The organism is Bilophila sp. (assembly GCF_057864385.1).
Genome location: NZ_DBMAFI010000001.1, coordinates 114,248 through 134,841, shown reverse-complemented (window position 1 = coordinate 134,841; position 20,594 = coordinate 114,248). Strand labels below are relative to the sequence as shown.

The 20,594-nt window shown below is 60.0% G+C and carries 16 protein-coding genes and 1 pseudogene; 7 read left to right on the top strand and 10 right to left on the bottom strand.

Going from position 1 to position 20,594, the window contains the following annotated elements:
• Positions 1–48 precede the first annotated feature (48 nt).
• The 4 genes from ACZM8Y_RS00555 to ACZM8Y_RS00540 form a co-directional block, all read right to left on the bottom strand.
• Complete coding sequence (locus ACZM8Y_RS00555; protein ID WP_009733393.1) at positions 49–810, bottom strand: ABC transporter ATP-binding protein; 762 nt, start codon at positions 808–810, stop codon at positions 49–51.
• Complete coding sequence (locus ACZM8Y_RS00550) at positions 807–1,808, bottom strand: branched-chain amino acid ABC transporter permease (RefSeq protein WP_279140699.1); 1,002 nt, start codon at positions 1,806–1,808, stop codon at positions 807–809. Before ACZM8Y_RS00550 ends, ACZM8Y_RS00555 begins: the two co-directional genes overlap by 4 nt.
• The gene (locus ACZM8Y_RS00545) at positions 1,805–2,710 is read right to left on the bottom strand and encodes a branched-chain amino acid ABC transporter permease (RefSeq protein ID WP_302552106.1); all 906 of its coding nucleotides are present in this window, start codon (positions 2,708–2,710) and stop codon (positions 1,805–1,807) included. The genes ACZM8Y_RS00550 and ACZM8Y_RS00545 overlap by 4 nt, the downstream gene beginning before the upstream one ends.
• A 199-nt stretch (positions 2,711–2,909) precedes the next feature.
• On the bottom strand, positions 2,910–4,040 hold the full coding sequence (locus tag ACZM8Y_RS00540; RefSeq protein ID WP_302552105.1) for a branched-chain amino acid ABC transporter substrate-binding protein: 1,131 nt from the start codon (positions 4,038–4,040) through the stop codon (positions 2,910–2,912).
• A gap of 325 nt (positions 4,041–4,365) precedes the next feature.
• Here ACZM8Y_RS00540 and ACZM8Y_RS00535 point away from each other — a divergent pair, with 325 nt between their 5' ends.
• From ACZM8Y_RS00535 to ACZM8Y_RS00520, 4 genes are all read left to right on the top strand, one after another.
• Positions 4,366–5,415, top strand: coding sequence for a YIP1 family protein (locus tag ACZM8Y_RS00535; protein WP_482330549.1), 1,050 nt, complete (start codon positions 4,366–4,368; stop codon positions 5,413–5,415).
• Between the two features lie 579 nt (positions 5,416–5,994).
• Positions 5,995–7,380, top strand: coding sequence for a chloride channel protein (locus tag ACZM8Y_RS00530; RefSeq protein WP_479859921.1), 1,386 nt, complete (start codon positions 5,995–5,997; stop codon positions 7,378–7,380).
• 104 nt (positions 7,381–7,484) lie between these two features.
• Complete coding sequence (locus ACZM8Y_RS00525; RefSeq protein ID WP_005024941.1) at positions 7,485–8,750, top strand: phenylacetate--CoA ligase family protein; 1,266 nt, start codon at positions 7,485–7,487, stop codon at positions 8,748–8,750.
• 1,235 nt (positions 8,751–9,985) lie between these two features.
• The gene (locus ACZM8Y_RS00520) at positions 9,986–10,279 is read left to right on the top strand and encodes an integration host factor subunit alpha (protein ID WP_302552102.1); all 294 of its coding nucleotides are present in this window, start codon (positions 9,986–9,988) and stop codon (positions 10,277–10,279) included.
• A gap of 498 nt (positions 10,280–10,777) precedes the next feature.
• Here the strand turns inward: ACZM8Y_RS00520 and ACZM8Y_RS00515 are convergent, their stop codons facing one another.
• The 4 genes from ACZM8Y_RS00515 to ACZM8Y_RS00500 all read right to left on the bottom strand — a co-directional run bounded on the left by ACZM8Y_RS00515 (position 10,778) and on the right by ACZM8Y_RS00500 (position 14,939).
• Complete coding sequence (locus ACZM8Y_RS00515) at positions 10,778–11,578, bottom strand: ZIP family metal transporter (protein WP_482330550.1); 801 nt, start codon at positions 11,576–11,578, stop codon at positions 10,778–10,780.
• A 1,018-nt stretch (positions 11,579–12,596) separates the two neighbouring features.
• A complete protein-coding gene (gene leuB, locus ACZM8Y_RS00510; RefSeq protein ID WP_302552099.1) occupies positions 12,597–13,670 on the bottom strand; it encodes a 3-isopropylmalate dehydrogenase in 1,074 nt (357 codons plus the stop codon).
• Between the two features lie 44 nt (positions 13,671–13,714).
• A complete protein-coding gene (mutM, locus tag ACZM8Y_RS00505) occupies positions 13,715–14,602 on the bottom strand; it encodes a bifunctional DNA-formamidopyrimidine glycosylase/DNA-(apurinic or apyrimidinic site) lyase (protein ID WP_479859948.1) in 888 nt (295 codons plus the stop codon).
• A gap of 100 nt (positions 14,603–14,702) precedes the next feature.
• Positions 14,703–14,939: a hypothetical protein gene (locus ACZM8Y_RS00500; RefSeq protein ID WP_302552097.1), complete on the bottom strand. Its 237-nt coding sequence runs from the start codon at positions 14,937–14,939 to the stop codon at positions 14,703–14,705.
• Between the two features lie 176 nt (positions 14,940–15,115).
• On the opposite strand from ACZM8Y_RS00500, the gene ACZM8Y_RS00495 reads away from it, so the two are divergent.
• On the top strand, positions 15,116–15,298 hold the full coding sequence (locus ACZM8Y_RS00495) for a DUF8462 domain-containing protein (RefSeq protein WP_009733384.1): 183 nt from the start codon (positions 15,116–15,118) through the stop codon (positions 15,296–15,298).
• Positions 15,299–15,577: 279 nt separating this feature from the next.
• On the opposite strand, the gene ACZM8Y_RS00490 is transcribed toward ACZM8Y_RS00495, so the two are convergent.
• The gene (locus tag ACZM8Y_RS00490) at positions 15,578–15,799 is read right to left on the bottom strand and encodes a hypothetical protein (protein WP_482330551.1); all 222 of its coding nucleotides are present in this window, start codon (positions 15,797–15,799) and stop codon (positions 15,578–15,580) included.
• On the opposite strand from ACZM8Y_RS00490, the pseudogene ACZM8Y_RS00485 reads away from it, so the two are divergent.
• Positions 15,798–18,057: pseudogene (locus ACZM8Y_RS00485) on the top strand (vitamin B12-dependent ribonucleotide reductase). The gene ACZM8Y_RS00490 and the pseudogene ACZM8Y_RS00485 overlap by 2 nt on opposite strands.
• A 625-nt stretch (positions 18,058–18,682) precedes the next feature.
• Here ACZM8Y_RS00485 and ACZM8Y_RS00480 read toward each other — a convergent pair.
• Positions 18,683–20,011, bottom strand: coding sequence for a UDP-glucose dehydrogenase family protein (locus tag ACZM8Y_RS00480; RefSeq protein ID WP_482330289.1), 1,329 nt, complete (start codon positions 20,009–20,011; stop codon positions 18,683–18,685).
• 167 nt (positions 20,012–20,178) lie between these two features.
• Between ACZM8Y_RS00480 and acpS the strand changes: the two genes are divergently transcribed.
• Entirely contained in the window at positions 20,179–20,574 is a 396-nt protein-coding gene (acpS, locus tag ACZM8Y_RS00475) for a holo-ACP synthase (protein ID WP_302552112.1), read from the top strand.
• Positions 20,575–20,594 lie beyond the last annotated feature (20 nt).

Sequence of the window (20,594 nt, the reverse complement as noted above, 5' to 3'; positions counted from 1 at the left end):
AAGGAAGCCCTTCTTCAGAAGGGTTCCTTCCCCCCTCCCCGACTCGTATCAATCATCCTGCCCCAGATAGGCTTCAATGACCTTGGGGTCGCGGCGCACGACGTCGGGCGAACCGCTGGCGATAAGCGAACCGTACTCAAGCACAAGGAGCTTCTCGCACACCTTCATGACAAGGCCCATGTCGTGCTCGATGAGCAGCACCGTCACCCCGCGCTGGCGGATGGCGTAGATAAGCTCAATCAGCACCGCCGTTTCGGGGTCGTTCATGCTCCCGGCGGGCTCGTCAAGAATGATGAGCTTGGGATCGGAGGCGAGCGCGCGGGCGATTTCGAGCAGGCGCTGGTTGCCGTAGGACAGGCTCCCGGCCTCCTCGGCATAGCTGTCGGCAAGGCCGACGAACTCCAGTTCGTTCATGGCCCGCTCAAGGGCGGCCCGCTCCTCACGGCGCTGCGCCGGAGTGTGGAACATGGAGCCGATGATCCCGCTGTGCATCCGGCAATGGCGGCCCGCAAGGACGTTTTCCACCAGCGGCAGCGTGGGGAACAGGCGGATGGACTGGAACGTCCGGGCAATGCCGAGGCTCACGATGGTGTGCGGCTTCATGCCCTTGATGGACTGTCCGGCAAACCGGATGTCGCCGCCGTCCGGGACGTAGTTCCCCGTGATCAGGTTGAACACCGTCGTCTTGCCCGCGCCGTTGGGCCCGATGAGCCCCACGATGCTGCCCTGCTCCACGTCAAAAGAGACTTCGTTCACGGCGGTCAGCCCGCCGAAAATCTTGGTCACTGTCTGCAAAGAGAGAAGGCTCATGCCGCGCCCTCCTTCCGGGCCGTCCGGGGAGCGACCGGCGAGCTGAAATCACGCGTGCGCCGCAACAGCCGCCGCACATCGTACCGGCGCGGCGAAGGCGGCAGAAGCCCCTGCGGGCGCACCACCATCATGATCATCATGGCAAGGCCGAAGACCAGCATACGGGCGCTGGCGAAGTCGCGGAACATTTCCGGCAGGGCCACGATGAGGAAGGTGCCGAGCAGCACGCCGATCTGGCTGCCGCCGGAGAGGATGACCACGGCAAAGACCACCACCGATTCCCAGAAGGTAAAGGAACTCGGTGAAATGATGGTCATCTTGGCGGCAAAGAGGTTCCCGGCCATGCCCGCCCAGAACGCGCCGATGACGAAGGCCATGAGCTTCAGGTTCGCCACGTCCATGCCGCAGCCCTCGGCGGCGGTGTCGTCTTCCTTGATGCAGTTCAGCGCGCGGCCGAAACGCGACTCGGAAAGCCAATGGAACAGCAACACGGTGACGCCGACCATAATCCATATGAGATAATAGAACTGGATAGCCTTGCGGATCTTGATGCCGAAGATTTCCGGGCGCGCGATGCCGAAAATGCCGTTCGCGCCGCCGGTCAGCCCGAACACGTCGTTGATCAGGGCGATGCGGACGATTTCCACGATGCCGATGGTCACGATGAGCAGGTAGTCGCCGCGCAGGTGGATGATGGGCCGGGCCACGACCAGCGCGAACAGCGCCGCCGCCGCGCCCGCCACGGGGATGAGCAGCAGGATGGGGATCTGGTAGTGCGTGTTCAGGATGGCGGTCACATACGCGCCCACGGCATAGAACGCCGCGTGCCCCATATGGAAGATCCCCGCCTGGCCGAGGATGACGTTCAGGGAGAGCGCCAGCAGCGCGTACAGCCCCACGTTGACGGCCACTTCAGTCCAATAGGTGTTCATGCCGAGCGGCAGCACCGCCACAAGGACGGCGACCAGCACGGGGTAATAGCGTTTGAACAGGCTCATAACTTGTCGGCCACCCTTTCACCGAGGAGGCCGGTGGGCCTGATGATGAGGATGAGGATGAGCACGAGGAAGGCAATGGCGTCCTTCCATGCCATGGCGAGGTACGACGCGCCGAGCGCCTCGATCACGCCGAGCAGCAGCCCGCCGATCATGGCTCCGGGGATGTTCCCGATGCCGCCGAGGATGGCCGCCGTGAACGCCTTGAGGCCGTAAGACCAGCCCATCGTAAAGTCGATCTGCCCGTAGTACGTGCCCACCATGACCCCGGCGACGCCGCCGAGCCCCGCGCCGATGAAGAACACCAGCGAGATCACGCGATCCACGTTGATGCCCATGAGCCGGGCCGCGCCCTGATCGATGGCGACGGCGCGGATGGCCGTCCCCATGCGGGTGCGGTTGATGAAGGCGTACAGGGCCAGCATCAGCACCAGCGAGCTGACGATGACGATGACGCGCATCACGGGCACGTTCAGCCCGAAGATATTGAACGTCAGCGTGGGAATGAGGTTTTCCGGGTAGACGTAGACGCGCGCGCCGTAGATGAGCATGACCGCGTTCTGGAAGACGATGGACGCGCCAAGGGCGGACACCACGGCGGCAAGGCGGTTTGCCTTGCGCAGCGGGCGGTAGGCCACCCGCTCCAGCGCGACGCCGAGCAGGGCCACCAGCCCAAACACGATGAGCACCACAAGCCCCACCGCCAGCACGGGCGTCATGCTCCCGGCGAGGCCGCCGGACACAAGCAGAGTCATTCCAAGATACGCCCCGATGGTGAAAATGTCGCCGTGCGCGAAGTTGATCAGCTTCAGCACGCCGTACACCATCGTATAGCCGAGCGCGACGAGGGCATAAATGCCGCCCACGGCAAGGCCATTGATGAGCTGCTGTAAAAATTCGTTCATATCATCAGGGGGTTTGATAAAGGATTGAGGCGGGCGGGAAAGGGGGTTCCCTGCACCGGGGCTTCATGGACCCGGCCCGCCGTGCCGGAGGCCCCGGACACGGAAGCACGGCGACCGGAAAACCCCGTCACCGTACCCGAAAAAAGAAGCCGAAACTTCTGGAGGCTCCCGGAAAGCGTCCTTCCGGGAGCCGGAAACCTTACTTCTGGAGCACGAACCCGCCGTTGCCGTCCACTTCGTAGACCTTGTAGAGGTCGCCGATGCGGTCGCCCTTTTCGTTGAAGCCGAGCTTGCCGGTCAGGCCGGGGTATTCCTTGAGATCCTTCTTGAGGTACTTGGCCACGGCTTCCGGATCGGCATCCGTCCCGGCCTGAAGCGCCGCGACGATGACCTTGAAGGCGTCGCCGGCCAGCACCGACCACACGGAACTCGGCAGGCTGTTGTACTGCGCCTTGTAGCGGGAGAAGAAATCCTTGGCTTCGGGGGTATCGAAGTCGTGGGCGGACGGCGGGCTGATGAAGAAATAGCCCTTGGCGGCGTCCTTGCCCGCGATCTTCACGAGGTCGGTGTTGTTGGCGGCGTCGCCGCCCATCATGGGCACATCCCAGTGCATTTCCTTCTTCTGGCGGAGCAGCATGCCCGCTTCGGGGTAATAGCCGGTGAAGAAGATGAGGTCGGGATCGGCGGCCTTCAGCTTGGTCAGGATGGCGGTATAGTCGCGTTCGCTCGGAGTCAGGGCGTCGTAGAACACCACGGGCACGCCCGCACCCTTGAGGCCCTTCTGCGCTTCTTCGGCGAGGCCCTTCGCATAGGAGGAGTTGTCGTGCAGGATGGCGACCTTCTTGAAGCCCTTGGCGGCAATGACCTTGCTGGCCACGCGGCCCTGTTCGTCATCGCGGGGGCAGGTGCGGAAGAAAAGGGGAAGGCCCTTTTCCGTCAGGCGCACGCTGGTGGAACCCGTGGCGATCTGCATGATTTCGGCTTCGTCGATGATGTTCTGGGAAGCCTCGGTCACGGCGGAGCCGTACGTCCCGATGACCGCCATCACCCCGGCGGAGGCCAGCTTCTGGGCGGCGAGGGAGGCCGTGCGCGGATCGCCCGCGTCGTCTTCCACGACCAGCTCGATCTGCTTGCCGTTAACGCCGCCCGCCTTGTTCACTTCCGAAACGAGCAGGCTCACGATCTGCTGCATGTCCTGCCCTTCGCTGGCCCACTTGCCGGTAAGCGGGCACATCAGGCCGATGCGGACAGCGTCCGCGGCAAAGGAGGGACCGGCCGCCAGCATGAGCGTGGCGGCGACAAGCATCAGTTTTTTCACAAGTTTGTTCATGCTTTCCCCTGAGAAATGGAACGTTTTTCGGATGGGACGACGGGGCGGGACGGCCGGGGCCCTGCTTTTCCGAAAGAAACAGACGGCATCCCGCATGGTGCCAAGCGTCTACCGTACAACAAAATAAGGGAAAACGGAACCCGCCCCGGACGCGTCATCCCCCCCGTTTTTCGCGGGATCGCCGCGCCGGGCGGGGCAAAAAGGAGCAGGCCGGGCCGACGCGCCGCCGGAAGGCGGCGTGGGAGTACAAAAATTCGTCCCTTGATTTGTAGAAAATGAGACTATATGTTCAGTGCAATGTACGATTTTCCCTTAGAGGTGCCCTGTGCTGATCCGTTGCCCCGAATGCCGGTTTGAACGCCAGATAGACGAAAACGCCATTCCCGCCAATGCGGCGGTGGCGACCTGCCCGCATTGCAAATGCCGCTTCCGTTTCCGTAACCCGGACGGGACGCCCGTCATCGACGAGACGCCCGCAGCCGCCCCGCAAACGGCCCCCGCCGGACGCCCCCTGCCCCCGGACGTGGAGGGCGACGATCCCCTGCCGCCCGGAGCGATGGTTCCCCGTATTCCGGGCGACCATGACGCCTCCTCGCCGTCTCCCGAAGCCCCCGAAACCGACCCCGAAAAGGGCCAGCCGGCCCCCCCGCAAAACGCCGCGGAGAACCGTTCCGACTTCTGGAACAACTTCCAGAAGAAACGCGACGGGGAAAGCAAGGGCAAGGGCGGCATCGCAGCCGCCATGCACGCCGACGGCACCGACGTCCCGTGGGAGGATAAACGCTGCAACCCCTTCATGGCCCTTTACCAGACCATCCTGCGGGTGATGTTCAACGCGCCCCGTTTCTTCGCCGCCCTGCCCGCCAGCAACGGCAAGCTGACCCGCCCGCTCGTGTTCTACCTCATCCTCGGCCTGTTCCAGACCCTCGTCGAGCGCATGTGGTACCTCATGAGCATCCAGGCCAGCGGGCCTTCCATCACCGATCCCAAATTGCAGGAAGTCCTCGGCGACATGGCCCAGAGCATGAGCCTGCCCCTGACCATCCTCCTGACGCCGGGCATCCTCGCCATCCAGCTCTGCTTCTTCGCGTCGGTCTTCTACCTCATGCTGCGGCTCGTGCAGCCGGAAAACGTCCAGTTCCGCACGGTGTTCCGGGTCATCGCCTACAGCGCCGCGCCCACCGTGGTCTGCATCGTCCCGCTGGTCGGCCCGCTCGTGGGCAGCATCTGGTTCGGCGTCTGCTGCTTCATCGGCTGCAAGTACTCCATGCGCCTGCCGTGGTCGCGCACCGGGCTGGCCCTCGGCCCGCTCTACCTCATTGCGTTCGCCATCGGCATGCAGCTTATCCGGCAGTTCCTGAGCATGAGCGCCTAAAAAACCGTTTTGGGGGAAGGGAGGGCGTTTCCGAAGAAAGGGGGTGAGCCCCGCGCTTTCCCCTCCCCCCTGCCGACATAAAGCCGAAGCGCCGCCCAACGGGTGCAGCGCCTTTTCCCTTCCCAAGCCTGTCGGCCTAACGCCCTCCCCCATCCTCCTCCCTTCCCGCCCTTTCCCAAAGCTGCCACCCCCTGCCCCGATGCCCCGAAACGCGCCCTTCCGGGAGCAGCGCGCATTGCCGCGGGAAAAACCTTCTCGCGTCAAACAATCGCAGCTTTTGGACAGAATACCCCGCATTGCCGCGGGGAAAATGCCAGCGCGTTTCGTCCCCGCATAACAACCGCCGCTCACGCCTCTTTTTCCTTCTTCAAGCCGCTCCGGGCCTTGAACAACGGTAGGCCGCCCTCCGAAGGCTTGCGGGCGGGCGTTTTCTCCCTTTTCTCAAGGGGGATAGCCTTTTCTTCCGCTTTTCGGCATAACAGGTTCCCCCGGACGCAAACGCCGCCCCCCCAAACGGCGCCTGACGCCCATAACGCCCCTCGGAAGGAGACAGGGGAAGCGTTCCTCCCCGCCATTGCCATGAAAAGAAAAACGAAAGCCCGGATCGCGAGATTCACCCGCCAAGTGCCGATCCTGCGCGAAACGCAGGCCCTGCGCAATGAAAGCGTGCTCCGCCTTATCGTGCAGGCGGCTTTCGTCGGCGGCTGCACCGGAGGCGTCATCGGCGTATTCCGCTGGCTCTATGATCACGGCAATGCGTGGATCGCCGCCACGCTCAGGTACGGCGCGGACGATCCCGCCACCGCGCTGATCGTCTTCGGCACGCTCATCCTGCTGGCGCTCATCGTGGGCCAGATGGTCAGGAAGGAGCCCCTCATCAGCGGCAGCGGCATCCCCCAGACGGAACTGGCGCTGGCCGGGCTGCTTCCCTATCCGGGATTCCGCATCGTGACCGCCAAGTTCGTCGGAACCCTGCTGTCCCTGTCCGGCGGCCTCTCCGTGGGCCGCGAAGGGCCAAGCATCCAGATGGGCGCGGCTGTGGGCTGCGGATTCGGGCGGATCTTCCAAAAGCTCGCCGGAGAAGATCCGGGCCATGCCCCGCGTTTCCTCATCGCGGGCAGCGTCGCCGGCCTTGCCGCCGCCTTCGGCGCGCCGTTCGCGGGCATGCTGTTCGCCTTTGAGGAAGTCAAAACCATCGTGACCGTGCCGCTCCTGCTGTTCACCGGCGTGGCCTCGTTTTCCGCATGGTTTGTCGTCACTATCCTGTTCGGCTTCGGGCTGGTTTTCCCCTTCGCCTCCATCCCCTCCCTGAACTGGGGGCAGATCTGGATCCCCGCACTGCTCGGCGTGGGGACGGGGCTGTTCAGCGCCCTTTACAATGCCGCCCTGATCCGCGTGACGGAACTCCATGACCGCCAGAAACTGATCCCGGCCCCCCTCAAGCCGCTCCTGCCCTTCCTGCTCAGCGGCGTCCTGCTGTACGCCTATCCGCAGGTGCTCGTGGGCATCGGCTATTCCACAGCCGATCTCGGCGGCCTCACGCCCACCGGTCCGCTCCTGCTCGGCCCGGTGGCGCTCCTCCTGTGCGTCAAAATCATCTTCTCCATCCTGAGCTTCGCCTCCGGCGTGCCCGGCGGCCTGCTCATGCCCATGCTCGCCATCGGCAGCATGGTCGGAGCCGTGGGCGGGACCCTGCTCATCGGAAACGGCTTTTCCGCCGAACCGCAGCTTCCCGCCTATCTCGTGCTCGGCATGGCGGGCCTGTTCTCAGGCACGGTGCGCGCGCCGCTCACCGGCACGGCGCTGGTCGCGGAAATGTCCGGCGCGTTCCAGTGCCTGCCCGAAATGACCATCGTCGCCTTCATCTCCACGGTCGTCGCCAACAGGGCCGGCTCGCCCCCGGTGTACGACTCCCTGAAACGCCGTATCCTCGTGAACCGAAACGCCTCATCCAATATCAACTAACACTTTGAAATAATGTATTTTTTAAAAAAGGACTTGCATTATTCCAAACAAATACGCTAAGCAATGCCTTTCCCTGAATTCCAAACAGTACGGAGCATGCTGACATGACCCGCAAAGACCGCACCGAAGGCATCTACAACCGCCGCGAAGTGCTCGACGAGAGCGAACGCCGCCAGTATTGCCTGATCCAGCTCAAGGATCTGCTCTCCTACGCCTACAGATATTCTGAGGACGTCAAAAAACGCTTTGACCGCGCCCAGTTCAATGTGGAGAAATTCAAGACCCTTTCCGACATCAAGCACATCCCGCTGCTGAAGAAGAAAGAGCTCATCTTCCTCCAGTCCATCGGCCCCCGTCTCGGCGGCCTGCTGACCAAGGACATAGGCGAACTGAAGCGCATCTTCCTTTCGCCCGGCCCCATCTTCGACCCGGAAGACCGCATGGACGACTACTGGGGATACACCGAAGCCTTTTATTCCGTGGGCTTCCGTCCCGGCGACGTGGTTCAGGTGACCTTCAACTACCACCTGTCCCCGGCGGGGCTGATGTTTGAAGAGCCCCTGCGCAACCTCGGCTGCGCCTCCATCCCGGCGGGCCCGACCGATCCCGGCACCCAGCTCGACATCATGCAGAAGCTGCGCGTATCCGGCTACGTGGGCACGGCGAGCTACCTGATGCACCTCGCCCAGAAAGCCGAGGAAAAGGGCATCAACCTGCGTAAGGATCTCTTTCAGGAAGTGGCTTTCGTCACCGGCGAACGCCTCTCCGAAAAGATGCGCAACCAGCTCGAAAAGAAGTTCGACATCATCCTGCGCCAAGGTTACGGCACGGCAGACGTGGGCTGTATCGGCTACGAGTGCTTCCACAAGACCGGCCTGCACATCTCGAACCGCTGCTACGTGGAAATCTGCCATCCCGACACCGGCATCCCGCTGAAGGACGGCGAAGTGGGCGAAATCGTCGTGACCTCGTTCAACAAGACGTACCCGCTCATCCGCCTCGCCACGGGCGACCTCTCCTACATAGACCGCGCCCCCTGCGCCTGCGGGCGTACCAGCCCGCGCCTCGGCAGCATCGTGGGCCGCGTGGACACCACCGCCCGCATCAAGGGCATGTTCGTCTACCCCCATCAGGTGGAGCAGGTCATGGCCCGCTTCGAGGACATCAAGCGTTGGCAGATCGAGGTCATCAACCCCGGCGGCATCGACGAGATGATCCTTTATGTGGAAGCCAGCAACTTCCATCAGGAAGACGAGCTGCTGCACCTCTTCCGCGAGCGCATCAAGCTGCGCCCGGAACTCAAGGTGCTTGCCCCCGGCACGCTGCCCCCGCAGATCAAGCCCATCGAAGACAAGCGCGAATGGGATTAGTTTCCGTAGAGTGTTGAATGTGGGGGAGGGGAGAGGGAAACTTTCTGGAGAAAGTTTCCCTCTCCCCTCCCCCACGCCCCCTCCTCTCTCCCTTCCAAGACTTTCGCCTTTATCGAATCCCTCATCCCGGCCGGTCTTGCTTTGTAGGAATGGGCTCTTCCGTTTGAGCATTGTTTGTTTTGTACCTTGCTCTACCCGGCGCTATGGACGCTGTGCGGATTTAACGAGCTGAAAACACTTCACGGCTGAAAGCATTTCACGGAGGAACCATGTTCCCCCCTGGATGCCCTGTCTGGGAACATCCCAAATGGCGAACACGAGATGAATACGAAGATTCCGTCACAGTGAGCAATTGATGTTTTATTTTTGAAAGGCTCTGTTATAACGGTTGTTTCACCTCCACAGTGCGATGGACATACAGCCTTTTTCTCCAGTTTTCCCCTTGGCTATGGATCCCGCCAAGGGGAAAACCGGAGAAAGAGGTTGTAGTTTCACCTCACTGTGGAGACGAAACAACCACAAACTATAACAGAGCCAATGGATAACGAGGAAAACACTTCAATCATGAAATCAGCCCACGGAAAGGCTGAGGAAAAAGGTTGTATTGTCACTATGCGGTGACGATAAAGCAATTCCCCCTACGCCAGAGCCATCCAGAAAGACAGTGGCCCTGTTGCGGAAACGTGGAAAAACGCCTCTACAATTCCTCATAAGGCCATTTTTCCTCTAAAAATGGAACTTACAGAAAAGATGTGACGATTTTTCTTTTTGGTTTTATTTCTTCATTCTGTACGGAATAATAATTCTTTTTTTCACAATAAATAACAAATGTTAACTCTATATCCTGTTAGTTTTTTTTAAAATACTTGTCATTACACCAGAACAAACCCATTGGACATCAACGGCCACACTCTTTTAATACGATAATTTTATTAATAAAATCAATGTATTAAGTAATAATATCAAATAATACATCTTTCACAAATAAATAAAAAAATATATTCCCCCAGCGCAGGGATTTTTCCACGCATTGGACAAAAAAAAGCGTCATTTTATGGCGATAGCGAAAAAGGGGAATTGAAATACGAACTCAGATAGGGCATAGTCTCAAAACAGTGCGGCACACGACCGCTGTTCTTCCACAGCGCCTATTCCGCCGTCCTCGCAAACGGTATGTACCGGACGGGCCGCACCAAAATATGTCGCTAGCACAGCGAGATCCCGGAGAAGAAACCATGAGCAAAACCGTCACCAAAGCAGATATCGCCAAGTCGATTTGCGCCCAGTCCGACATGAAACAGCAGCACGCCAAGAAGGTGCTGGACGCCATGCTCGGAATCATGAAGAAAGCCCTCAAAGAGGAGAAGGAAATGCTGCTGAGCGGTTTCGGCAAGTTTGAAGCCTTCACCAAGAAGAACCGCAAGGGCCGCAACCCCCAGACCGGCGAAGAAATCACCCTTGACGCCCACGATGTGCTTGCCTTCCGCATCTCGCGCAAGTTCAAGGCCGCTATGAACTCCGAACAGTAATTTCAGGGCGTCATAAAGCTCTTTGGAGGGGGCGGGAGGAACTGTCTAAAGAAAGTTTCTCCCGCCCCCTCCAAACTGCCACCGCGCTCTTCAAAGGTTTTCGACGTTATCGAATCCCTCTTGAAAGTCATTCCGCAGACTAAAGAAACAGCCTGAACGAACTCCGTTCAGGCTGTTTTTCTTAGGCTCTGTTATAGTTTGTGGTTTTCATCTCCACAGTGCGGTGAAAATACAGCCTTTTTATCCGGTTTTCCCCTTGGCGGGATCCACGGCCAAGGCATTTTGCCGATTATCCCTTTGGAACTTCAAGGAAAAAAGCATCAACCATTTTCTATAACACAGCCTTTTCTTACCAAGAGCGAACCAAAGAGGGAACGAACTCCCTTCGCGCGGCCTCCCCACCAGTCAAAAGTCTTTGGAGGGGAAAGGGAGGGGTTTGGGGAGGGGAAGGGGCCCCTTTCTTCAGAAAGGGGCCCCTTCCCCTCCCCAATCAACCATCTAAGCCAGCGCCACATCAAGGCACATCATCACCACAAACCCAATGATGACGCCGAGACTGGCCGCGTCCCCGTGCCCGGAGGCATGGGATTCGGGGATCACTTCTTCGACGACCACAAAAATCATGGCCCCAGCAGCAAAAGCCAGCGCAAAGGGCAGAATAGGCTGGGCGATACCCACGACCAGCGCCCCGAAAACAGCGGCTATAGGTTCGACGATGCCGGAAAACTGCCCAAAGAAGAAGGCGCGATTTTTGGAAAAGCCCTCCCGAAGCAGAGGCACGGATACGGCCACGCCTTCAGGTATGTTTTGCAGCCCCATGCCGAACATCAAGGTCATCGCCCCGGCAATGCTGGCTTCGGGAGCGCCGGAGGCCGCCGCCCCAAACGCTACGCCCACGGCGAGCCCTTCTGGAATATTGTGCAAGGTAATGGCAAACACGAGCAAGGCGCTGCGGGGCAACTTTGAAGGCGGGCCGTCGGGGACGTTTTCCGTAGGATGGATGTGCGGCAGGATGAAGTCGACCAGACGCAATACCCCCGCCCCGGCAAGAAAGCCCAGCGCCACGGGAATACAGGCCAACCGGCCGAGATGGGAACTCATCTCCAGAGCGGGGGCGAGCAGCGACCAGTAGGAGGCCGCGACCATCACACCCGCCGCGAAACCGAGCATCACATCAAGTGTCCGGCGGGAAAACGATTTCGCGGTGTAGACCATGCCCGCCCCGAATGCGGTAAACGCCCATGTACAGTACCCCGCAAGCAGAGCCATCCCCACCGGTGAACTCAAAAAATCCGTCATGAATGCCGCCTCCGACAATTACGAAAGGCTGTGTTGTAGAAAATGGTTGATGCTTTTTTTCTTCAAGCTCCAAAGGGATAACCGACAAAATGCCTTATCCGTAGCTCCCGCCAAGAGGAAAACTGGATAAAAAGGCTGTATTTTCACCGCACTGTGGAGATGAAACAACCACAAACTATAACAGAGCGTTACGAAAACACCCTGTGCCCAACCCCAAACCACTTATCCCCATGCGCATAGAGGGAACTGCAGCCCTCTATGGCGTCTTATGCTCCTGTGTCACTTATCCCCGCGCGCGTAGAGGGAACACCTTTCTCCAATTTGGCCCGGAACGGTTCCGGGGCTTATCCCCGCGCGCGTAGAGGGAACGGCCTCAATGTCCGCGTTGGAGTCCTGAAGCAGGGCTTATCCCCGCGCGCGTAGAGGGAACACCAGCCCGGCCCGGTGGCCCAGCGCCCAGAACGCTCATCCCCGCGTACGTAGGAGGAACTCCAGCATGCACAATACGGTGGGGTGGACTCGCATTTATCCCTGCGCGCAGAAGGAACCGCTAACTATGATTCCCGCCATTTTAGTTATGCGCTTATCCCAGTGCGTACAGAGGGAACACTCCACCCTCTTCCACACTTGAAATTCCTCCCAGAAAAACCATAAAGCCGAAGAAAACACCAGAGTTTTAGAGCCCGTCCGAAAAGGCTCCGTCATAGCATGTGGCTGTTTCACCTCCGCAACGCGGTGAAAAATACAGCCTTTTATCCAGTTTTCCCCTTGGCGGAATCCAAGGCTAAGGCATTTTGCGGGTTTTTCCTTTGGAATTTCAAGGAAAAAAGCATCAGCCGTTTCCTGTAACACAGCCCAAAAAATAAGCGTTCTCCTCCTTCATATCAGGGAAAAACGCCAGCAGGGATTCAATAAAGTCAAAAGTCTTGGGAGGGAGAGAGGAGGGGGCTTGGGGGAGGGGAGAGGGAACCTTTCTCCAGAAAGGTTCCCTCTCCCCTCCCCCAATTTTCCCTATCCCCTACAGATTTTCAATAACCTTGTCGCCCATAGCGGCGGTGGAAAGCTGCACCTTCCCGGCTTCCATGATGTCGCCGGTACGGAAACCGTCGCTGAGCACCTTGTGCACGGCACTTTCAATGGCGGCGGCTTCGGCGTCCATGTCGAAGGCAAGGCGGAGCATCATCGCGGCGGACAGGATCGTCGCCAGCGGATTGGCCTTGCCCTGCCCGGCGATGTCGGGCGCGGAGCCGTGGATGGGCTCGAACAGGCCGGGGTTGCCCGTGCCGAGAGAAGCGGAAGGCAGCATCCCGATGGAGCCGGTGATGACGGAGGCCTCGTCGGAGAGGATGTCACCGAAGAGGTTGCCGGTCACGATGACGTCGAACTGCGAAGGATCGCGCACCAACTGCATGGCGGCATTGTCCACATAGAGATGGGTCAGCTCTACGTCGGGGAACTCCTTGCCCACTTCGATCATCACTTCGCGCCACACGCGGGACACGGCAAGCACGTTGGCCTTGTCCACGGAGCACACCTTCTTACGGCGCTTGCGGGCCGTGGAGAAGGCCACCCGGCCGATACGGGCGATTTCCTCTTCATTGTAAATCATGGTGTTGAAGCCGGTGCGCAGGCCGTCGCGCACTTCGGTCCCGGCGGGCTGGCCGAAATAGATGCCGCCCGTCAGTTCGCGCACGACGATGAGATCAAGGCCCTTGGCGGAGATGTCGGGACGCAGCAGGCACGCGCCGGCAAGTTCGGGGAACAGGGTCGCGGGACGCAGGTTGGCGAACAGGCCGAGGGCCTTGCGGATACCGAGCAGGCCGCGTTCGGGACGGATGGCGGGATCGATGGTATCCCACTTGGGGCCGCCCACCGCGCCGAGGAACACCGCATCGGCGGCTTTGCAGGCCTCCACGGTGGCGTCGGGCAACGGCACGCCCACGGCGTCGATGGCCGCGCCGCCGAGCAGGGCTTCCGTCATGGTGAACGAATGACCAAATTTCTTTTCCACGGCGCGAAGCACTTTCACGGCTTCGGCAACAATCTCAGGGCCAATGCCGTCACCCGGCAACAGGCAGATCGTCTTCTGCATTCTTCAATCCTTGCGGTCTAGTAAAAGGGTTGTATGAACGAATGTCAGGCAAGCTGACAGTTCGGGCAAAAAACGGTGGCCCGCCCCGCGATGCGGCAGCTTTCCAGAGGAACCCCGCACTCAACGCAGGCCTCGCCGGAACGCCCGTAGACACGGAAGGCGTTCTGAAAAGCCCCGGCGTCGCCCCGCGCCGTACGGTAATCCCGGATGGAGCTGCCGCACGCGTCAATGGATTCGAGCAGGACTTCCCGCAAGGCCGCGTGAAGCCGCTTCAGGCGGTCGGCGGACACGTTCTGTGCATCGGGCCGGATGCCCGCGCGGAACAGGCTTTCGTCCGCGTAAATATTCCCGCACCCCGCCAGCACGGTCTGATCAAGGAGCAGGGCCTTGATCTTGCCCCGCCGCCCGGCAAAACGGGCTGCGAAGGCATCGGCGTCCATCTCCAACGGCTCCGGGCCAAGGCTGTTCCAGAAAGGCCAGCACGCAACCGCAGCGGGCGAAAGCACCCGCACGTAGCCAAACTTGCGTGCGTCATCGAAAAAAAGACGCGAGCCGTCGTCGAGATCGAAAAGGAGCCGGGTATGTTTTTCCGGGGGCGTACCCGCAGGATACACGAACAGGCGGCCCGTCATTTTAAGGTGGAAGCCAAGCCCGGTGATGCGTTCATCCCCGCAGGCAAGGCACCGGGCCAGCGAACCGGACGGACACGCCCCGTCTACAGAAGGCAACGGTTCCGAACCGAATGCAAGGGGCAGCAGCAACAGCTTGCCGCGGCGTCCCGGACGGCCGATGACGCCGCCCACGACCTTGCCGAGCGGAATCGTCCCCTCAAAGGTGGAAGGATTGAGCAGCTCGCAAGCCACAATGCGCCGCCCCTCGACTTGCGGAGCGAGGGTACGGGCGATGGTTTCGACTTCGGGCAATTCAGGCATGGGATCTCCGAGGGCTGGGACAGGCCGCATCCGCTTGTTTGCCGCCGAAAGAGCTTTTTAGGAAAATTCCGGGGACACACAGCCCTGCCGGAGGCAAGCCCTAGTCGGCTTTCTGGAAAGCGTTCATCAAAATGGCCTCATCCTCAGGACGGGCCACAATATCCAGTTCGGCGTATCCGCCGTGGCAATGAAACGCGCCGTCGCGCAACTCCACATAACCGGCCCCCAGCACCCGCCCATAGGGGAGCTGCTCGCGCATGTCGCCGTGATCCACGCGGCTGGGGAACACGAAGCTGACCGGCTGGCCCGCAAAATCTTCCATGATGAGATATTTCATACCGCTGTCCTTTTCCTCGGAACGTAGCGCCTTTTCCCGCAAAAATCCAGATGATTGCCGCCCCGCTTCTCCGGCGTCGGGTACATAAAATCCTTGACAGGGACAGGGAATTTTGATTATCAGGAATTGTTCCTAAGAAAAATACGGGCGGCAGAGCCGCTTCATGGAGGTTCATTATGGCAGTTACAGCGGAACAGGTTCTCAAGGCCATGCAGGATGCGGGCAAGCCCGTCCGTCCCGGCGATGTCGCCAAAGCCCTTGACGTCGATTCCAAAGAAGTGTCCAAGGCCATCGACGAACTGAAAAAGTCGGGCAAGATCATGTCCCCGAAGCGTTGCTACTACGCTCCGGCCGAATAGCCCTTCCCGTCAACAACTTCTCGCTTCCACCCCCTGAGGGTCGCCTCAGGGGGCTTTTCGCGTTATGGAAGATGGGAATCTGACATAGCGTTTTTCCATAAGGCTGTGCCGTAGGAAACGGTTGATGCTTTATTTCCTTGAAATTCCAAAGAAATAACCAATAAAATCCCCCAATCACAGAGCCCACCAGCGGAAAACTTGGAGAAAGAGCATATATTTTCAGTATATTGCTAAAATAAAACAACCAAGTACTATGACAGAGCCAAAAAGAATAGATTTTTAGTATATTGCCAAGACAAAACGACCATGTACGATGACAGAGCCAAACACAAACAGCCACATACTCTGGCAGAGCCTTCCATAAAAATCTTTCTCCTGCCGATTTTTCCAAAAATGCCCGGCAGTTCCCGTCCCGGCCTCATTTTCTGCGATAGCCTTTTCCTTCCCTCCCGCGTATCGTGGAGAACCTGTTAAGCCCCAAAACAATGCTGGTGTCATCATGATGAACAAGCCTCTCAATCTCACTCCCCCCGTCGTCAATCCCAATGCGGAAAAAGTCCTTTCCAAGCGCTATTACCGCAAGGACGAGAACGGCCGATGCGTCGAGGACGCGACCGAGCTCTTCTGGCGCGTGGCTTCCTCCGTAGCCGCAAGAAGAAGCCAAATACGGACAGTCCCCGTGGAAGCCCGACGCGCTGGCCCGCGCGTTCTACGATATGATGACCGATTGGCGCTTCCTGCCCAATTCGCCCACGCTGATGAACGCGGGCTCCGAGCTCGGCCAGCTTTCGGCCTGCTTTGTGCTCCCCGTCGGCGACTCCATCGAAGAAATTTTCGACGCCGTAAAATTCGCCGCCATGATCCACAAGTCCGGCGGCGGCACGGGCTTCTCCTTTTCCCGCCTGCGGCCCAAGAACTCCCGCGTGGGCACGACCGGCGGCGTGGCCTCCGGCCCGGTGTCCTTCCTGCGCATCTTCAATACCGCCACCGAGCAGATCAAGCAGGGCGGCACCCGGCGCGGCGCGAACATGGGCATCCTGCGCATCGATCACCCGGATATCCTCGAATTCATCCGGGCCAAGGAGCAGGATGGCGAATTCAACAACTTCAACCTCTCCGTAGGCATTACCGAAGCCTTCATGCAGGCCGTGGAGCAGGATCGGGACTACCCCCTCGTCAACCCCGCCAGCGGCAAGGAGCAAGGACGCCTCAACGCCCGCGAAGTGTTCAACCTGCTTGTGGACAAGGCGTGGCAAAGCGGCGATCCCGGCATCATCTTCCTTGACCGGATCAACCGCGACAACCCCACTCCGGCGCAGGGCGAGATCGAAAGCACCAACCCCTGCGGCGAACAGCCCCTCCTGCCCTATGAAGCCTGCAACCTCGGCTCGCTGAACCTTTCCAGCTTCTTCGTGCCGGGGCATCTCGACGAAACCAACCCCGCCGACCGGGGCATCGACTGGGCGGGGCTCGAAAGGACTATCGCGCTTGCCGTCCGTTTCCTCGACAACGTGGTGGACGCCTCGCAATTCCCCCTCGAACGCATTGCCGAACAGGTGCGCCGCAACCGCAAGATCGGCCTTGGGGTCATGGGCTGGGCCGATCTCCTGTACCAGCTCCGCATCCCCTACGATTCCGCGGACGCCATCACGCTGGCCGAGCGGATCATGGATTTCATCGAAACGCGCGGCCGGGCGGCTTCCATCCAGCTCGCGGCGGAACGCGGGCCCTTCCCGGCCTACGAAACGTCCGTCTACCCCACCAAGGGCATCCCGCCCCTGCGCAATGCGACCATCACGACCATCGCGCCCACGGGCACGCTGTCGATCCTCGCGGGCTGCTCGTCCGGCGTGGAACCGCTGTTCGCCCTGAGCTTCGCCCGCAACGTCATGGACGGCGAACGCCTTGTGGAAGTGAACCCGCACTTCGAGGAAGCCTTGCGCGAAATCGACTGCTACAGCCAGCCGCTTCTGGAAGGCGTGGCGGAGCTTGGATCCATCCAGAGCCTCGACCAGCTTCCCGAAGAGCTGCGCCGGGTATTCGTGACCGCGATGGACATCGCGCCCGAGTGGCATCTCCGTATGCAGGCGGCTTTCCAGCGCCACACGGACAACGCCGTGTCCAAGACCGTAAACCTGCCCAACTCGGCTACGCGCGACGACATTTTCGCTATTTACTGGATGGCCTATGAAGAAGGCTGCAAGGGCGTGACGGTCTACCGCGACGGCAGCAAGTCCACGCAGGTGCTGACCACGAGCGCCCCCGCAACAGCAAAGCCGACAGAAGAGCCGCAAGTGCGCGTGCGCAAGCGCCCCGACTTCGTAACCGGGTTCACGCAAAAGGTGCAGACCGGGCTCGGCGGCATGTATCTCACGGTGAACGAGGTGGACGGCAAGCCCTTCGAGATTTTCGCGACCATCGGCAAGTCAGGGCATTCCGTGACCGCCAAGGCCGAGGCCATCGGGCGGCTCGTCTCTCTGGCCTTCCGATCCGGCATCGACGTTGCCGACGTGGTGGGCCAGCTCAAAGGGATCGGCGGCGAGCATCCCATATTGCAGAAGAAGGGGCTTCTGCTCTCGATTCCCGACGCCATCGCATGGGTACTCGAAAACCGTTATCTCAAGGGCAGGAACCCCGTGCCCACGCACACCGTTTCGGCCTTCGACCGCCAGCTTTGCCCCGACTGCGGCGGCGAGCTCATTTTTCAGGAAGGCTGCCATCGCTGCCCCAACTGCGCCTACACCAAGTGCGGCGGCTGATGTAGGGAAGGAAAAAGATTGGAGGGGGCGGGGAAACTTTCTGGAGAAAGTTTCCCCGCCCCCTCCAAACCTCCCCCACCCCTTCAAAGACTTTTGACTTTATCGAATCCCTCTCGTCATTTTTCCCCGGAGGCAAAGGGAGCGGTCTTTCAAAAAACCAAAGGCTGTCTCATAGGAAGCGGTTGATGCTTCATTTCTTGAAATGCCAAAGGAATAACCAATAAAATGCCCCAATCATGGACCCGCCAGCGGAAAATTTGGAGAAAAACTCTCTATTTTTAGCATACTGTTGAAATAAAACAACCATATACTATAGCAGAACCAAATCAAAAAACAAAGAAAGCCGACTGAATAGTTCCCAGTCGGCTTTCTTATCTCTCAACGGACGTTCTTTCAAAAAGGCCATCATCCCTGACAACCTAAACGCGGAACGAATTCCCGCCGCACGGCCTCCCCGCCTGTCAAAAGCCTTGGGAGGGAGCGGAGAGAGGGGAGGGCGACGGATGGCGGCATTTGGGCCGTGCCCGTCGGCAAACCTTCGAGGAGTACGGGCATCGGCGGCAGAGCTGGGAAGCCCTTCTCCGAAGGGCTCCCTCCCCCAGCCTTCACATCCCTCACCTCTTTCCTATTTCTTGCCCACGCAGAAATACGCGAAGCCGCGCTTGCCGAGTGCCGAGGGAGAATAAAGGTTACGCCCGTCAAAAAGGACGGGGGCGACGAGGGATTCCTTTATGCGATCAAAATCGGGATTGCGGAACTGGTTCCACTCGGTGGCTACGAGCAGGGCGTCGGAACCTTCGCAGACGGCGTATTGATTATCCTCGATGAAAACCAGAGGGTTATCCGCCAACAGCTTGCGGGCGTTGGAGCCGGCAATGGGATCATAGGCCCGGATGCGCATGCCGCGCGAGGTCAGTTCCTCAATGATGGAAAGCGCAGGGGATTCGCGCATGTCGTCGGTGTTGGCCTTGAAAGCAAGCCCCCACAGGGCGAGCACCTTGCCGAACACGCCGCCCTGCGGCTCGAAATACTCCGCCACCCGGAACGCCATGGAGCGCTTCTGACGGGCGTTCACGCCTTCGACCGCTTCCAGAAGTTCAGGGCGCATACCCGCTTCATGGGCGGTGTGGATGAGCGCCTTCACGTCCTTGGGGAAGCACGAGCCGCCGTAGCCGATGCCGGGATAGATGAACTGGTAGCCGATGCGGTGATCCGAACCGATGCCCGTGCGCACATCGCGCACATCCGCGCCGACCTTCTCGCACAGCGTGGCAATCTCGTTGATGAAGGAAATCTTGGTCGCCAACATGCAGTTGGCCGCGTATTTGGTCATCTCGGCGCTGCGGACGCCCATGACGATGAGCTTTTCACGGCTCCGGGCAAAGGGGGAGTAAAGCTCCCGCATCGCGGCGGCGGTCTCTTCAGAAGACGTGCCGACGATAACCCGGTCAGGCTTCATGAAGTCCGAAACCGCGTCGCCTTCCTTGAGGAATTCGGGGTTCGACACCACATCGAAGGCAATCTCCTCGCCACGGGCGGCAAGGGCGGCGGCGACGAGCTCGCGGACGCGGTCGGCGGTTCCGACGGGCACTGTGGACTTGTCCACGACAATAAGCGGCCCCCGCATCTGCTCGCCGATCTGCCGGGCCACGCCTTCCACATAGGAAAGATCGCAGGAGCCGTCGGGACGCGAAGGCGTGCCTACGGTGATGAAGGCGAACTCGGCGCCGTCCAAGCCCTCTGCAAGGCTGGTCGTAAACCGCAGGCGGCCTTCCTGCCGGTTGCGGCTGACAAGGTCTTCGAGGCCGGGCTCAAAAATATGGATACGCCCGCTGTCGAGCAGGGCCACGACTTCCGGGTTGACGTCCACGCAGCGGACATCATTGCCCATTTCGGCGAAACACGCCGCGCTTACAAGACCGACGTAGCCGGTGCCGACAATGCATATGCGCATAGATGCTCCTTATCAAAACAGTACGGACGGGACGCCGGGCGCGGTGGGGGTACGGCAGGATACGGAAGCGGGGCCCGTCATTTTTCCAACGTGTAACCATCCGGCGGCACAGCGTCAACTTGACATCGTCCCGCGCTGGCGGCAACCTGCCGCCTGAGGGGACGCATATGGCAATCATCGGCATTGGACTGGACTTGATCGAACTTTCCCGCGTGGAACGTTCACTGCACCGTTTCGGGGAACATTTCCTCAACCGCATCATGGCGGACGACGAACGGAGCGCCGTCCCCGGCGATCCCGCCTCCCCGTCCGCGCGTACCGTTTCCTATGTGGCCGCGCGGTTCGCCGCCAAGGAGGCCGCGGTCAAGGCGCTGGGCACGGGCTTCGCCGAAGGCATAGGCCCCCGTGACGTGGCCGTGCGTTCGCTGCCCTCCGGCAAGCCTGAGCTTGTCCTGTCCGGGAAGGCCAGGGAAAAGGCCGATGCCCTCGGCGCAAAAAAGCTGCACCTCACGCTCACCCATACCCGTGACAATGCCGCCGCCGTGGTTATTCTGGAAGGATAGCTTCCCCACCCCATTACAGA